The following is a 14437-nucleotide window of genomic DNA, read 5'->3' on the forward strand; positions in this document are numbered from 1 at the left end:
GTTCGTCTTTCAAATGTCCGGGAAGGCGCGCGGGAAAACGCGCCGATATGGCCGCGCCTAAGGCAATGCGCAGCGCCATTTGTCAAGGGTTGAGGGCGCGAATCAACGGGTCAGGCCAAGGTTATCGAGCACCTCGCTGCCGAACAGCGCGCGGTGCGCCGGATCGGGAAGCAGCCGGTCGCGCGCGGCACGCCAACGCCGGAAATCCTCGCCATAGTCGGCGGCGACGCGCGCGGCGTCGAGGTGACAGCTTTTTGCCCAATGGCGGGTAAAGCCGATCCCCTCGGCATCAAGACATTCGACAACGCGGGCGTAAGCGTCGGCGGTGCGCTGGCTGCGCGGGCCGTCGAAATCGATCACCGCATTATGCGCAAAACGGGCCGGGGCGAGCAGGCCCTGTGCGCGCTCCATGAAACGTACCGTGATGACCGTAGAGCCGCCATATTTGGCATAGACTGCGCAGATGCGTTCAAAAGCGCGTGCAAGATCGGCGCGATCGATGGTGACCGACGCGTTGAAAAGGTCGGCGAGCGGCCGATGCGTGTCGAGCCCCTCCCCCCAACTGCCATATACCGGCGGGTCATCGACGTCGGGCCCGCTGGCATAGCCTTGCTTCATTGCGAATTGCAGCAAGGGTCCGCGCGCCCACGGATAATCGTTGAGCAATCGGCCGAGCAGACTGAGTGCATCGTAACCTGCGCCGAGTTGCCCGGGCGTGGCGCGTGGATAATCGTCGCGCCATGGCTCGCGGTAAAGGAAGCGCAGCATCGCCGGCCGCTTGAACGGCTTATAGGGATTGACGATCATCTGGACGAAATCAGGATCCTGATCGAGCGCGTAGGTCTTGGAAAATCGGCGGAAATCGCCAGCGGTCAGCCAATCGAGCGCGGCGCAATCGACCTTGCGCAGATTCTGGATCGGACGGACGAGGAATTTCGGGACGCTATCGACGACGAGCGCGGTAACGATCCCGAGCGATCCCACGGGAAGCTGCACCGCGGCGAAAAGCTCATCGTCGCGCACCGCCGTCGAACCCGTCGCGGCGATGAAGGCGTCGTTCATCACTCCGGCGGCGGGCTCGATCCAGTGGATGCCGCCGGGTGTGACAATCTGTACCGCACGGATATGGTCCTGAATGCCGCCGCGCGCGATCATCGAACCGTGCGTGCCCGTGGCGGCCGCGCCGGCAAACGTCTGCCCATTGCCTGCGCCGCTGGTCCACAGCGAACGGCCCTGATCCTCGAACTTGTCCGAAACCTCGTCGACGAGCGCGCCCGCTTCGATGAGCATCAGCGAACCCGCGTCGATACCGGAACGGACATCGCTGGCGCCGATCCGGAAGCAGCGGTTGAAACGGCGCGTGTGGAGCAACCAGCTTTGCGAGCTGATATTGACGTTCGACGGCGACCAGCCCGCACCGAGCGGGCGGACGCGGCGCTTGGCCATTTCAGCCTGAGCGAGCCAGTCCTGCACCGACTTCGCGGCAATCGCGATCTCGTCGCGCCCGCGCTCCGCATCGCCGCTGCGCAGCGCAAAGCGCGTCGCCGCCTCAGAGGTCCCCGTGCCGTGATAATTTGTCCAGCGGCCCTCGTCGCCCAGTCTGACGATCGGCATCAGGCCTCTCCCAGCGGCAGAATGCCGGCATGCGCGCGCCAGGCGACGGTCACCGGGCGCAGGAAGCCGAAGGTTGCGATCGCGACGAGCATCTGGCGTCGCGTGGCGAACACCCGCACATCGCAGAGCCCGTGATCGGATTCGGGGGTTACAAAGGGCTGCGCCGCCTGACTGGCGAACCCCCAACCCTTCAGCGTCACCACCATCGATTCCTCGTCGAGCGGTCGCGGATTGGAGATCGACAGAAAAATATCCGCCTGCCCCGCGGCATATTGACCGAAAAGCAACGCAAAACCGAGCGCCGCGAGCACCCAACCGAGCCACATCATGCCCAAAATCCCTTCGTCTTTTTCCCCGGCCGGTGTTCCGGCTCCGCAACCCGAAGAGCGCGGGCAATTTTTCCTGCCCGTTCCTCTCAACTAGCTGTATAGGCGCGCTATGCAAGTCCATCCGTTGATCGAAACCAACGCCGCGCTCGTCGAATTCTGCGACCTCATTCGGAACAGCGATTTCATCGCGGTCGATACCGAATTCATGCGGGAAAATACTTTCTGGCCAGAGCTTTGCCTGATCCAGGTGGCGGACCGCGACCATGCCGCGGCAATCGATCCGATGGCGCCCGGCATCGATCTGGGGCCCCTGCTCAACCTGCTCGTCGACAATGAGGATATGCTCAAGGTCTTTCATGCGGGCGGACAGGATGTCGAAATCATCTTCAATCTGACCGGCAAGACGCCGCATCCGATCTTTGACACACAGATCGGCCAGATGGCGCTCGGTCAGGCCGAACAGGTCGGATATTCGAACCTGGTCGAAGCATGGATCGGGCTTCAGCTCGACAAGGGTGCACGCTTTACCGACTGGAGCCGCCGTCCGCTCGACAAGCGCCAGATCGACTATGCCGTCGGCGATGTGACACATCTCGCCAAGATTTTCCCGATGATGCTCGACAAGCTGATCAAGACCGGCCGCGGCCATTGGCTTGACGAGGAGATGGAAAAGCTCGCCGATCCCGCCAATTACAGCGTCGATCCCGAAAAGGCGTGGCAGCGAATCAAGGTGCCGACACGCAAGCCCGACGTTCTCGGCCGGCTTCAGGCGCTCGCCGCATGGCGCGAACGCGAAGCGCGGACAAAGAATTTGCCGCGGGGGCGGATCGTCAAGGATGAGACGCTGGCCGATCTCGCCGCGCATCCGCCGAAAGATCAGGACGGGCTGGGCCGTGTGCGCGGGCTGTCGGCAACCTGGCGGACCAACGACATCGGCGGGCGGCTGATGGACGCGATCGCAGGCGCCAAACCGATGTCGAAGGACGACATGCCCGATCGCGCACCGCGCGGCCCCGGCCTCGGCAAGGAAGGCACTTTGGTCGCCGACCTCCTGAAACTGTTGCTGAAAATCCGGGCGCGTGAACTCAATGTCGCGGCACGGTTGATCGCGCGCAGCGACGATCTAGAGGCGCTTGCTGCGGGCGCGCGTGAGGGCATCCAGATGATGCAGGGCTGGCGCTACGACGTGTTCGGCCACGCCGCGCTCGACCTTGTCGAAGGACGGATGGGCTTTGCCGTGAAGAACGGCAAGCTGGTGATGAGCGAGATCGACGCCGCGACCGCGGCCGAGGTTTAAAGCAGCACGAGTTCGGGTTTGGCGTCGAGCGCCTGCGCGAGGACGCGCAAGCGGCGTTCGACCGATTCGCCGGCCAGATGATGCCAGCCGGCATCGAGGCAAAGCTTCAGCTTGCCGTCGACCAACGCAATTCCGCTCGCCTTGAGCGGCGCCTCGACCCCGCCCGTCAGGCGCTGTGCGAGGCGGATCGCGAGCCCCCATTGCCGCGCGCGCGCCAAGCGTTCCGCCGAAACAAGGCTGCCCATGGCAGGGAATTCGGCGTCGGCGCCGCCGAAGCCTGCATAAAGCGCCCGCGCGAGCAGGATACGGCCCGGAATGTCGATGCTGCGCCAATTGCCGTGCAGGCCGATTTCGGTGCCGCGCTCGGCCCGGAAATCGGGATTCGCCGACCAGGCGACGTCGCTGAGCAGGCTTGCGGCGAGACGAACGCGGCTATCGGCCGGGACCTCGTCAGCAAACAACGGCGCGATCCATTCGGCGATCGCGCGGCCGTGCGGTGCGAATCGCGCGAGGCGGCGTCCTTCGAATTCGGCGGCGACGATCAACGGGTCCTGCGCGCGCGTGTCGGCATCAAGCGCCTGATAGAGCAGCCCTTCGCGAAGGCCTGACGACGACACCGTCATTTCTGGAACGTCGAGAATATTGACGAGCGCAGCGAGGAGCGCCGCCGCATCGGGCAGTGCCGCGGCGCGGTTCGATGCCATTCCGGGGATCTCGCGCAACTCTTCAAAGGTCAGGCGCTTCGACGCCCGAATCAGGCGGCGGAGCGCGCTTCGCGGGAGTGTATGCTGGTCGAGCACCGCCAGCGGATCGCGCGTGAGTTCGAGATCGAGGCGCGACAGCGCGCGCCACGAACCACCGACGAGATAAAGCGGCTGCCCGGTCAGGCCGTCGGGCCAGCCGGCGGCGCGAAGCATCTTGCGAACGGCGCGCTCGAATGCCTGCTCGCCATCCTTGCGCAGCGCGGGCAAGCGCAGCACGCCGAGTGGGAAGGACGCGCGGCGGCCGACCTGACCGTTCGACACCTCGGCAAGTTCAAGGCTGCCGCCGCCAAGATCGACGGCGATGCCATGTGCGTCGGGGATCGCCGCCAGCACGCCGTGCCCCGCCGCCTCGGCCTCTTCCTCGCCGGAAAGCAGCCGGATCGCGAGCCCCGCCTCGGCAGCAGCCTTGATAAACTCCGGACCATTGACCGCGTCGCGTACCGCGGCCGTGGCGACGCATTGGACGTCCTTCACATCCATATGCTTTGCGAGCAGCGCATAGCGACGGAGCGCGACGAGGCCGCGTTCGGCGTCTTCGGGCGCGATGCGCCCATCGACGGCGAGGCCGCGGCCAAGACCCGCTGCGACCTTTTCGTTGAAGATCACCGCGGGCGCGCGCGCCGGTCCCTCATAGACGACGATGCGTACCGAGTTGGAACCGATATCGATGACCGCAGAGCGGTGGACCGCCTGTTTGGATGTACGCAGCAAGCCCAAGTCTATTTTCTCAATCTTCGCGCACATTGAAAGCAAGTGTCGGGACGTCCTGGCGCTTGTGAAGCGCCGTTCCGCGGCCCGACAACGACGGGTTGTTCATGAAATAATGATGAAGGTTGAAGGGCTTGTCGCCCGGCGTCACGCGCACCGAGGTGCCGTCGGGCTGCAGGATCCAGCTCTGTTCATTGTCGATGAGGTTCGCCACCAGAACCTGGTCCAATATCTGGTCGTGCACGGTCGGATTTTCGATCGGGATCATATATTCGACGCGGCGGTCGAAGTTGCGCGGCATCCAGTCGGCGCTGCTGATGTAGAGCCTTGCCCCGCGATGCGGCAGCGGCGCGCCGTTCGCGAAGGCCCATACGCGGCTGTGCTCGAGAAAACGGCCCACCACCGATTTGACCCGGATCGTTTCGGAAAGTCCCGGTACGCCGGGGCGCAGGCAACAGATGCCGCGCACGATCAGTTCGATCGGGACGCCGGCCGCGCTCGCCTGATACAGTTTGTCGATGATGTCGGGGTCGACGAGGCTGTTCATCTTGGCCCACACGCCCGACGGCAGGCCCGCCTTCGCCGCCGCCGTCTCGGCGTCGATCAGCTCGGACAGGTGCGCGCGCATGTTGAGCGGCGACATGGTGATCAGGTCGAGCCGTTCGGGTTCGACATAGCCGGTGATGTAATTGAACAACTGCGCCGCATCGCGCCCCGCGCGCGGATCGGCAGTGAAGAAGCTGAGGTCGGTATAGATACGCGCGGTCACCGGGTGATAATTGCCCGTGCCGAAGTGGCAGTAGGTCCGATACCCCTGCCCCTCACGGCGCACGACCATCGAAATCTTGGCGTGCGTCTTCCACTCGATGAAGCCGTAGACGACCTGCACACCGGCGCGTTCCAACTGGTTCGCCCAGAGAAGATTCTGTTCCTCGTCAAAGCGCGCCTTGAGCTCGACGACCGCGGTCACCGATTTCCCCGCTTCCGCCGCCTCGATCAGCGCACGGATGACCGGCGACTGGTTACCCGCGCGATAAAGCGTCTGCTTGATCGCGACGACGTCGGGATCGGCCGCCGCCTGTCGCAGGAAAGACAGGACGACGTCAAAGCTTTCATAAGGGTGATGGACGACGATGTCCTTCGAGCGGATCGCCGCGAAACAATCGCCGCCATGTTCGCGAATCCGTTCGGGGAAACGCGCCGAGTAAGCGGGGAATTTGAGGTCGGGGCGGTCGACGTCGACCAGTGCGGAAAGCGCCGCGAGCCCAATGAAGCCGCCGATCTTGGCGACGATCGCCTCGTGCCCCTGGATATCGGCGTTGAGCACCTCGGCGATTTCGCCGGGCATATCGGCTTCGAGTTCGAGCAGGATCACACGGCCGCGGCGGCGGCGGCGGATCGCGGTACGGAACAGGCGGACAAGATCCTCGGCCTCTTCCTCAAGCTCGATATCGCTGTCGCGGATGATGCGGAACACGCCCAATGAGCGGATGGTGAAACCCGGGAACAGCAAATCGCCGAAAATCTCGATCAGATACTCGATCGGTACGAAGGCGCCCGGCTGCCCCGGAACCGGCACGAAGCGCGCCAGCGACGCGGGGATCATCACCAGTTCGCGGATCGTCTCGCCCGTCGCCTTGCGCTGCAAATCGAAAATGACGCCAAGCCCGCGGTTCGGGATGAAGGGAAACGGATGCGCCGGGTCGAGCACCTGCGGCGTCAGGATCGGGAAAATCTGGTCGATGAAATATTGGCGGAGCGCGCTACGCAGCGCTTCCTTGTCCGACCCCGTGCCGTGGACGACGATGCCCTGTTCGCCCAGCAGCTTGTGAAGCAATTGCCATTCGCTCTGCTGTTGGTCGACGAGGCGGTTCACCTCGGCCTCGATCTCGGCGAGTTGCTGCCCCGGTGAGCGGCCGTCGGCCGACGGATCGTCGATTCCCTGAAGCTGCTGGCCTTTGAGCCCCGCAACGCGAACCATGAAGAATTCGTCGAGGTTGCTGCCCGAAATCGACAGAAACCGAAGACGTTCGAGCAAAGGATGCGCGGGATTGCGTGCCTCCTCCATCACCCGCCGGTTGAAGGCGAGCCAGGAGAGTTCGCGGTTGAAGAAGCGTTCTGGACCAAAGCTGGGCGGCGTCGCCGCCGTGTCGGCATCATTGTCTGCGCGTAGGGGGCCGCCGGCTATCGACATGTCGCGTCATCCTGTCTTTCGAGCAAATCGGGATCGATGAGCCCCTGTGACAGTAATGTTTCACGAGTAAGACGAATGCTAATGCCGCCCCCTTTTTCCAGCGAAGCAGCATCGAGCGCCGCGACGACACGGTGGATCGCTGCGTAACTGCGCTCCATCCGCGGGACGATATAGGAAGCAACTCCGGGCGCGAGCACGATGCCACGCTGCGCGAACAGCGCCTCGATCAGGTCGCGCGCGAGGCAGTCGTCGGGATCGCCGATCGTCAGCACCGGCACGGCGGCAAGACGCGACCGAAGGTCGGGCAATGCCACGTTCCAAGCGGGCGGCGGCGCATCGGCGATGATCAGCAACGGCGCGCCGCTGTTCTGGGCCGCATTCCACGCGTGGAAAATCTCTTCCTCGGGCACGCTGTCATGCCCGTCGATAACGCGACCGCCGGTTTCACCGGCGAAGAGGCGCCCCATCAGGCTGCGTCCCGACCCGCGCGGTCCGGCCAGCACCGCGGTGCGCACGGGCCAGGTCGCCGGGTGGCGCAGATAGCGCACGGCATCCGCGTTACTGGTGCCGACGATCAGCGGACCGTCATTGCTGCCCCCCGCGCTCCAGTCGAGCGGGAGTGCGATCTGGGATCCGCGCGCCATCAGCGGCTGATCCTGAGCTGGCCGCCGCCTTCCTGCACCTTGAACCCGCGCGCAGCGAGCGCGGCCTTCAGCGCGGCAATATCGCCCCGGAAGCTGACGCGCATCACCGACGTGCCACCAAGCGCAAGGCTGGTCGTCGACGCCGACTGGACCCCTGCGGCGCCCGCCACCGCGCGTTCGGTCGCGGTGACCGAATCGACGTCCGGCGAGCTGTACTGGACGGTGAAGCTCTGCACACCCACGGCCGCCGTCGTTGGCACGCTCGCGTCGGTTTCGCTCGGCAGCACATCTTCGTCGGTCGCGGCCTCTTCGGGCAGATCTTCCTTCTCGACCGGCTTTTCGAGGACGAGATAGGTGTCGGTGCGCAGCACGCCCGATGCCAGCGCATCGATATAGATGCGGTCCATGCGCGCCACGGCCTTCTCCATCATGTCGGGCAGTGCGGCGGGGCTCGGACCGGTCATCGTAAAGCTGGAGATCAGCTTGCTGTCGGGGCCGAAGCGTGCGGTGAAATAGCCTTTGATCGGGCCGCCGGGATAGGAATATTCGACGCGCGCGATCGGCGTCAGCACGTCGGCAGCGCCGTATTGATCGAGGATCACGCGCCACCATACGCGGCCGCGGCGGCCGGTCTGTCCCGCGTTGATCAACAGCGTGTCGGCGCCCGTACCCGCCGTGCGGACATAGTCGATCGCGCTCTGCCCCGTATTATATTCGGCCCATGCACGCTGCCAGGCGCTGCGCTGTTCGAACACCTGCGGAATGCCGTCGATCGAATAGACCGGGATGACAAGCAGCGGCGGCGAACGCAGCGTCCGCCCGCTGACCCCCAGGATCTGACCGGCACGGACGCGGTCGAACTGGACGCCGAGCTTGGCGACATAGCGGCGCGGACCGATCTGCTCTTCCTCGACGACGATCGCGGTGACGATGCCGTCGAGTACCGAATCGGTAAGCGCCGGGCCGTCGCTGCCGTTCAATTTACGATAAAGCTGGGTCCAGCCCTTGCGCTGCGCCTCGCGCCAGCCCTTGGTTCGCGCATCGTCGGCGTTGTCGCCGGTCACGTCCACCATGATGCCGCTCGCCAGGAAATCACCGCTGCTGTTGATCGGCGTGATGCCGCGATCGCCGCGGCTGATCTGTCCTTCGACAACGCCGACGAGCAGAATCGCGAAGAAAATGCCGAAAAGCGCGGCCCAGCGCCAGTCGCGCGGGCGAATGGCATCAAGGATCAGGTGGGGCGCGAGGCGGGGGAAAGCAGCCGAAATCATATCTTCTCTATGCTTTGCCCAAAAGCGTGTCGCCGGACAAGGAAATCATGGCATTTCGTGGCCAGACTCGTTAGTCGCGCTGGCCATGGATTCCAAGCACAACCAACCCGCCTCCTACACTTATGCAGAGGCCGGCGTATCGATCGAGACCGGCAACGCGCTGGTCCGTGCCATTGCCCCGCTCGCCCGTGCGACGCGTCGCCCCGGCGCCGACGCCGACCTGGGCGGCTTTGGCGGCTTCTTCGACCTGAAGGCGGCGGGGTTCAACGATCCCTTGCTCGTCGCGGCGAACGACGGCGTCGGCACCAAGCTGAAACTCGCCATCGAATCGGGCAAACATGACGGGGTCGGCATCGATCTGGTCGCAATGTGCGCGAACGACTTGATCGTTCAGGGTGCCGAGCCGCTGTTTTTCCTCGACTATTATGCCACTGGCAAGCTCGACAATGATGTCGCGACCGAAGTCGTCGCGAGCATTGCCGAGGGGTGCAAGCAGGCCGGATGCGCGCTGATCGGCGGGGAGACCGCCGAAATGCCGGGCATGTACTCGGACGGCGACTATGACCTCGCGGGCTTTTGCGTCGGCGCGGTCGAGCGCGACCAGGTGCTGACAGCCGACAAGGTCGCGGCGGGAGACGTCATTCTGGGCCTCGCCTCGTCGGGAGTACATTCGAACGGCTTTTCGCTCGTGCGCCGTCTTGCCGCGGACAAGGGGTGGAAGCTCGATCGCCCTGCCCTGTTCGACCAGACGATTCTGCTGATCGATGCGCTGATGGCGCCGACGCGCATCTATGTGAAGAGCCTGCTGCCGCTGGTGAAGACCGGCAAGATCCATGCCCTCGCGCATATCACGGGCGGCGGATTGCTCGAAAATATCCCGCGCATCCTGCCCAAGACGCTGCACGCGCATGTCGATGCCGACGCATGGGAACAGCCGCGGCTGATGGCGTTCCTGCAGGCGCAAGGGAATATCGAGCCCGAGGAAATGGCGCGCACCTTCAACTGCGGGATCGGCATGGCGGTCGTTGTCGCCGAGGGCGAGGTCGCCGACGTGACCGCGGCACTCGAAGCGGCGGGCGAGACTGTGTTCCGCATCGGCCATGTCGCCGAGGGAGAAAAGGGCTGCACCGTGACGGGCAGCGCCGAAACATGGAGCGCGATGGGCGCGTGGAGCGCCACGCACAACGGGTAAGCCCGAAACCGTTCGCCCTGAGCTTGTCGAAGGGTCGTCCTTCCTTTTGAGGTTGAAAGGCAAGAACAGTGCTTCGACAAGCTCAGCACGAACGGATTGAAAGGGTGGCGCCGTGACGAAAGCCAAAGTCGCGGTCCTTATCTCAGGCGCCGGCACCAATATGGCAGCGCTGCTCTATGCGGCGAAAGCCGCCGACTGCCCCTATGAGTTGGTCTTCGTTGGCAGCAACGATCCCGATGCGCTGGGTCTTAAGATCGCGGAGGCAGAAGGCATCGCGACGTGGAGCCTGTCGCACAAAGGCATGAACCGCGATGCGTTCGACGCGCTGGTCGACGAGCAATTGCGCAGCGCCGATACCGAATTCGTCGCGCTCGCGGGCTATATGCGCATCCTGTCGGACGAGTTCGTCGGACGCTGGGCGGGCAAGATGGTCAACATCCACCCCAGCCTGCTGCCGCTCTACAAGGGTCTGAATACCCACCAGCAAGCGATCGAGGCCGGCGACAAATTCGGCGGGTGCAGCGTCCATATCGTGACGTCCGGCGTCGACGACGGCCCGGTGCTTGCGCAGACGCCGGTCGCGATCCTGCCGGACGACACCGTTGAAACGCTGGCGCGGCGGGTCCAGTTCGCCGAACACCAACTCTATCCCGCGACGCTCGCCGCCTTTGTGACACGCGAACGGTCGCCCGACTATCTGCGCGGCCGCGTCCGCGAACTGGCGATGGAGCTGCCCGAGGCCGACGAAGTGATGTCGCACGGCATGCCTTGCTTCGGGATCGTGAAGGGCAAGAAATTCGCCTATTTCACCGAGGATCATCATGGCGACGGCAAGATCGCGCTGCTCGTCAAGATCAGCGGCGGCGACGAACAGGCGGCGCTGATCGAACTCGACGAAGATCGCTATTATCGCCCTGCCTATTTCGGCGACGGCTGGGTCGGCATCCGCCTGGATCTCGGCGACACCGACTGGGACGCAATCGGCGAATGGCTGCGCAAAAGCTGGCTGGCGGTCGCTCCGAAGAAGCTGGCGGGATTGATGGGCGTCGCGGAGGATTTCTAGCTATCGGGGGGAACATCGATGGATGCGGATTATCGGGAAGCAACGGATCGACTGATCGCCATCGCGCGCGATTCGGTCAGCGATGCCAACGCGATCGAGTTCGACATGGAATCTCTCGACGATGAGGCGCTCGACAACAGCCGAACAAAATTGCTGCTAGAACGGCTTTGCGACCAACTCGACAAAATTCATCGCATTCTTGTGGACGATCCGGAGAGCGACACGCGCGGCCTGATCGGACGCTTCTCTCGTTGGTCGGGGTTGGTCAGAACCGATTTCCGCAATCTCGACGAAAGCGAACGGCAACGGATCGCGGACGAGATTCTCAGCATAGAACGCGACAGCCTGTCCAAGCTGGGAATACGCTTCAAATGGGTCGAGAAGCTTGTCGCCGAGATGCGTGACCAGCTCGCCGCTCACAAAACTCTGTCCATGACCGACGAACTGCTGACGACAGTTTCCCGGGACATCGAAGCGCTGCGCCGCCACGTTTGTAACGCCGAACACAAACCTCGACGCAGCCGATTGACGCTGATCCTCGAAGGCGTCCACGGGACGGTGAAGATCGTCGCCGACATAGGAAAGTTTGCGGTCGACCCCACCCTCGTGCTGGCATTGAGCGGGGTTTATTCGGTATATGCGGGCGGAAAGATGCTCAGCGGTGCCGTCAAGGAATTGAACGCCGAGGAAGAGCGCGAGAAAGCATCGCAGGCGCCGCAGACTTCCCGTCTACCCCTCCCTCCGGTGCCGTCCCAATTCAAGCTCGGCCGGCGCGCAATTGACCTCGGCGACGATGAGACGAACGACTCCTCCGATGACGGAAAAGGGTGACAGGCTTCATTCACGAAAAAGGCCGCCGGATCGCTCCGGCGGCCCTTCGCTGCCCTAGGGCAAATGTCGTTTAGCCGACGATTTCTTCGGGCTTGAAGAAATAAGCGATTTCGATCGCCGCATTTTCGTCGCTGTCCGAACCGTGCACGGTGTTCGCTTCGATGCTCTCGGCCAGTTCCTTGCGGATCGTGCCGGGCTCGGCGTTCGCCGGGTTGGTCGCGCCCATGATGTCGCGGTTCGCCTGCATGGCATTTTCGCCTTCGAGGACCTGCACGACGACGGGGCCGCTGATCATGAAATCGACGAGTTCGCCAAAGAAGGGGCGTTCCTTATGGACCGCGTAGAAGCCTTCGGCCTGTTCGCGGGTCATGTGGATGCGCTTCGACGCGACGACGCGGAGGCCGGCTTCTTCGAGCATCTTGGTGACGGCGCCGGTGATGTTGCGACGCGTGGCGTCGGGCTTGATGATCGAAAAGGTGCGAGTGACCGCCATGGGGGAAGCTCCTATGTTGTTATTGTCTGCGATGCGCGCGCCTCTAGCCGCGCTTTTGCTGCACTGCAAGGATTGAGCGCCGCGGCGCTAGGGCCCTTCGGACCAGCGGCCGTTTTCGTCTTGCTTCCAAAAGCGGTTGTCGACGTCCTCGCGCGCGGCAAGCGTACGCCAGAGCGCGCGGGCGTCGTCGATGCGGCTGTTGTCGAAAAGCAGGAAAGTGCGTTCGAACCCCAGTGCCTCCTCGCGCCATTCGCCGTCGGCGAGCGCCAGATGGCTGGCGCGGTTGGGCGGCGATGGATCGAGCGCGCCCGAAATCAGGATCGGCTCGATTTCCTCGTCGGCTGACCCCGCGTGGCCATGCGGCAGGAAGCTCGCCGGGGTCAGCGTCCACAGCGCCTCGTCGATCGCCTGCCGCTGCATCGCGGGCGCGGCGACCACCAGCAGGCGGTCGCCGTTCGCCAATATACGCGTCGCGAGCGCGGGGAGCACCCGTTCGACCGGATCGCGGGTCAGCCGGTAAAAGTCGACGCGCGCCATGCTCCCCTGCCCCCTATCCTGCTTTCTGGCTCGCTCAACCTTCGTGGTTGGCGGCGATGTAGCGGTCGAGCAGGCGCACGCCGTAACCCGTCGCGCCCTTCGCCCACACCGGACCGTCCTTGTCGGCCCACGCCATGCCCGCGATGTCGAGGTGCGCCCAGGCGACGCCGTCGCCGACGAAGCGCTTCAGGAATTGCGCCGCGGTGATCGAGCCGCCTTCGCGCGGACCGATATTCTTCATGTCGGCGATCGGGCTGTCGATCAGCTTGTCGTAGGCGGGCGACAGCGGGAAACGCCACAGCTTGTTGTTGCTGACCTCGCCCGCGGCGATCAGGTCGGCGGCCAGCGTCTCGTCATTGGCGAAGATGCCAGCATATTCGTGGCCGAGCGAGATAACCATCGCGCCGGTCAAGGTCGCGAGGTCGACGATCACCTTGGGATCATAGGCGCTCTGCGCCCAACTGATCGCGTCGCAAAGGACAAGGCGGCCCTCGGCGTCGGTGTTGAGCACTTCGACCGTCTGGCCCGACATGGTGCTGACGACGTCGCCGGGGCGCATCGCATTGCCGTCGGGCATATTTTCGACGAGGCCGACTACGCCGACGACATTCGCCTTCGCCTTGCGACCCGCGATCGCCTTGATCGCGCCCGCGACGGCGCCCGCGCCGCCCATGTCCCACTTCATCATGTCCATGCCCGCGGCGGGTTTGATGCTGATGCCGCCGGTGTCGAAGGTCACGCCCTTGCCGATGAACACGACGGGCGCCTCGCCCGGATTGCCGCCATTCCAGCGCATGGCCAGCAGGCGCGGCGGGCGGGTCGAGCCCTGCGCGACGCCGAGCAGCGCGCCCATGCCGAGCGCCTTCATCTGGCGTTCGTCCAGCACCTCGATTTCGACGCCAAGGTCGGCGAGATGTTGGCAGCGTTCGACAAAGGTCTCGGGATAAAGAATGTTCGGCGGCTCGGCGACCAGCGTCTGGGTCAGCGCGACGCCAGCGGCAATCGCTTCATTCTCGGCCCAGCGGCTGGACAGGTCGCCGTGCGGAGAAGCGATGGTCACGGTCCGAAGGCTCGGCTTCGCCTTGTCGGCAAGGCGCGTGCGATAGGTGTCGAGCCGCCAGTTGCGCAGGCGCGCGCCCATCGCAAAGGCGAGCACGTCATCGGCGTCGCTCTGCCCCGTGCTTGCGAAATCGACATATACGTGCGTCTCGCCGCTGGTCTGCAACTTGGCCGTCAGCGCCGCGCCGCCGCGTTCGAGATCCTGCTCGCTTCCCTCGCCGATGCCGACGAGCAGCAGGCGCTTCGCCTGTTCGCCGTCGATTGCCGCGGTTTCGGCGATCGTCCCCGCCGCGCCGTCGAAGCGCGCCTGCGCCGCGGCGGCACCAAGCAGCGCGCCGAGCGCGCCGGCCTCGCCCTTGCGGACCGGAAACGCGACAACGTCGGCAGACGCATCGATTTGCGCGACAAACTGAATGTCCATGCCTTAACTTTCTTATGCGA

At 64.4% G+C, this 14437-nt stretch carries 13 protein-coding genes; 4 read left to right on the forward strand and 9 right to left on the reverse strand.

What is annotated here, in order from left to right; all coding sequences use genetic code 11:
• Nucleotides 1-102 precede the first annotated feature (102 nt).
• Nucleotides 103-1614 carry an FAD-binding protein gene (locus tag KEC45_RS12045; protein WP_252171076.1) on the reverse strand — a complete coding sequence of 504 codons (1512 nt, stop codon included), beginning with the start codon at nucleotides 1612-1614 and terminating at the stop codon, nucleotides 103-105.
• Complete coding sequence (locus tag KEC45_RS12050) at nucleotides 1614-1943, reverse strand: hypothetical protein (RefSeq protein WP_062179017.1); 330 nt, start codon at nucleotides 1941-1943, stop codon at nucleotides 1614-1616. Before KEC45_RS12050 ends, KEC45_RS12045 begins: the two co-directional genes overlap by 1 nt.
• Before the next feature lie 109 nt (nucleotides 1944-2052).
• Here KEC45_RS12050 and rnd point away from each other — a divergent pair, with 109 nt between their 5' ends.
• Nucleotides 2053-3240, forward strand: a complete 1188-nt coding sequence (gene rnd, locus KEC45_RS12055; RefSeq protein ID WP_062179014.1) for a ribonuclease D — start codon at nucleotides 2053-2055, stop codon at nucleotides 3238-3240.
• On the opposite strand, the gene KEC45_RS12060 is transcribed toward rnd, so the two are convergent.
• The 4 genes from KEC45_RS12060 to KEC45_RS12075 are packed head-to-tail and all read right to left on the reverse strand — an operon-like array spanning nucleotide 3237 to nucleotide 8821.
• Entirely contained in the window at nucleotides 3237-4715 is a 1479-nt protein-coding gene (locus KEC45_RS12060) for a Ppx/GppA family phosphatase (RefSeq protein WP_368389944.1), read from the reverse strand. The genes rnd and KEC45_RS12060 overlap by 4 nt on opposite strands.
• A 16-nt stretch (nucleotides 4716-4731) precedes the next feature.
• Complete coding sequence (locus KEC45_RS12065; protein ID WP_062179008.1) at nucleotides 4732-6906, reverse strand: RNA degradosome polyphosphate kinase; 2175 nt, start codon at nucleotides 6904-6906, stop codon at nucleotides 4732-4734.
• Nucleotides 6897-7550, reverse strand: a complete 654-nt coding sequence (locus tag KEC45_RS12070) for a chromosomal replication initiator DnaA (RefSeq protein ID WP_062179005.1) — start codon at nucleotides 7548-7550, stop codon at nucleotides 6897-6899. The genes KEC45_RS12065 and KEC45_RS12070 overlap by 10 nt, the downstream gene beginning before the upstream one ends.
• Complete coding sequence (locus KEC45_RS12075) at nucleotides 7550-8821, reverse strand: hypothetical protein (protein WP_062179002.1); 1272 nt, start codon at nucleotides 8819-8821, stop codon at nucleotides 7550-7552. The genes KEC45_RS12070 and KEC45_RS12075 overlap by 1 nt, the downstream gene beginning before the upstream one ends.
• Nucleotides 8822-8906: 85 nt before the next feature.
• Here KEC45_RS12075 and purM point away from each other — a divergent pair, with 85 nt between their 5' ends.
• From purM to KEC45_RS12090, 3 genes are all read left to right on the forward strand, one after another.
• The gene (gene purM, locus KEC45_RS12080; protein WP_062178999.1) at nucleotides 8907-10013 is read left to right on the forward strand and encodes a phosphoribosylformylglycinamidine cyclo-ligase; all 1107 of its coding nucleotides are present in this window, start codon (nucleotides 8907-8909) and stop codon (nucleotides 10011-10013) included.
• A 112-nt stretch (nucleotides 10014-10125) separates the two neighbouring features.
• Nucleotides 10126-11076: a phosphoribosylglycinamide formyltransferase gene (purN, locus tag KEC45_RS12085; protein WP_062178997.1), complete on the forward strand. Its 951-nt coding sequence runs from the start codon at nucleotides 10126-10128 to the stop codon at nucleotides 11074-11076.
• Nucleotides 11077-11094: 18 nt separating this feature from the next.
• Entirely contained in the window at nucleotides 11095-11907 is an 813-nt protein-coding gene (locus KEC45_RS12090; RefSeq protein WP_062178994.1) for a hypothetical protein, read from the forward strand.
• A 70-nt stretch (nucleotides 11908-11977) separates the two neighbouring features.
• Here KEC45_RS12090 and ndk read toward each other — a convergent pair whose 3' ends face one another.
• The 3 genes from ndk to KEC45_RS12105 form a co-directional block, all read right to left on the reverse strand.
• Nucleotides 11978-12400, reverse strand: coding sequence for a nucleoside-diphosphate kinase (gene ndk, locus KEC45_RS12095; RefSeq protein ID WP_062178991.1), 423 nt, complete (start codon nucleotides 12398-12400; stop codon nucleotides 11978-11980).
• 87 nt (nucleotides 12401-12487) lie between these two features.
• Nucleotides 12488-12937, reverse strand: a complete 450-nt coding sequence (locus KEC45_RS12100) for a DNA polymerase III subunit chi (protein WP_062178988.1) — start codon at nucleotides 12935-12937, stop codon at nucleotides 12488-12490.
• A 34-nt stretch (nucleotides 12938-12971) separates the two neighbouring features.
• Nucleotides 12972-14417 (reverse strand): leucyl aminopeptidase, encoded by a 1446-nt coding sequence (locus tag KEC45_RS12105; RefSeq protein WP_062178984.1) that lies wholly within the window; start codon nucleotides 14415-14417, stop codon nucleotides 12972-12974.
• Nucleotides 14418-14437 lie beyond the last annotated feature (20 nt).

The sequence above is a fragment of the Sphingopyxis sp. USTB-05 genome (assembly GCF_023822045.1).
In the GTDB taxonomy this organism is placed as follows: Bacteria; Pseudomonadota; Alphaproteobacteria; order Sphingomonadales; family Sphingomonadaceae; genus Sphingopyxis.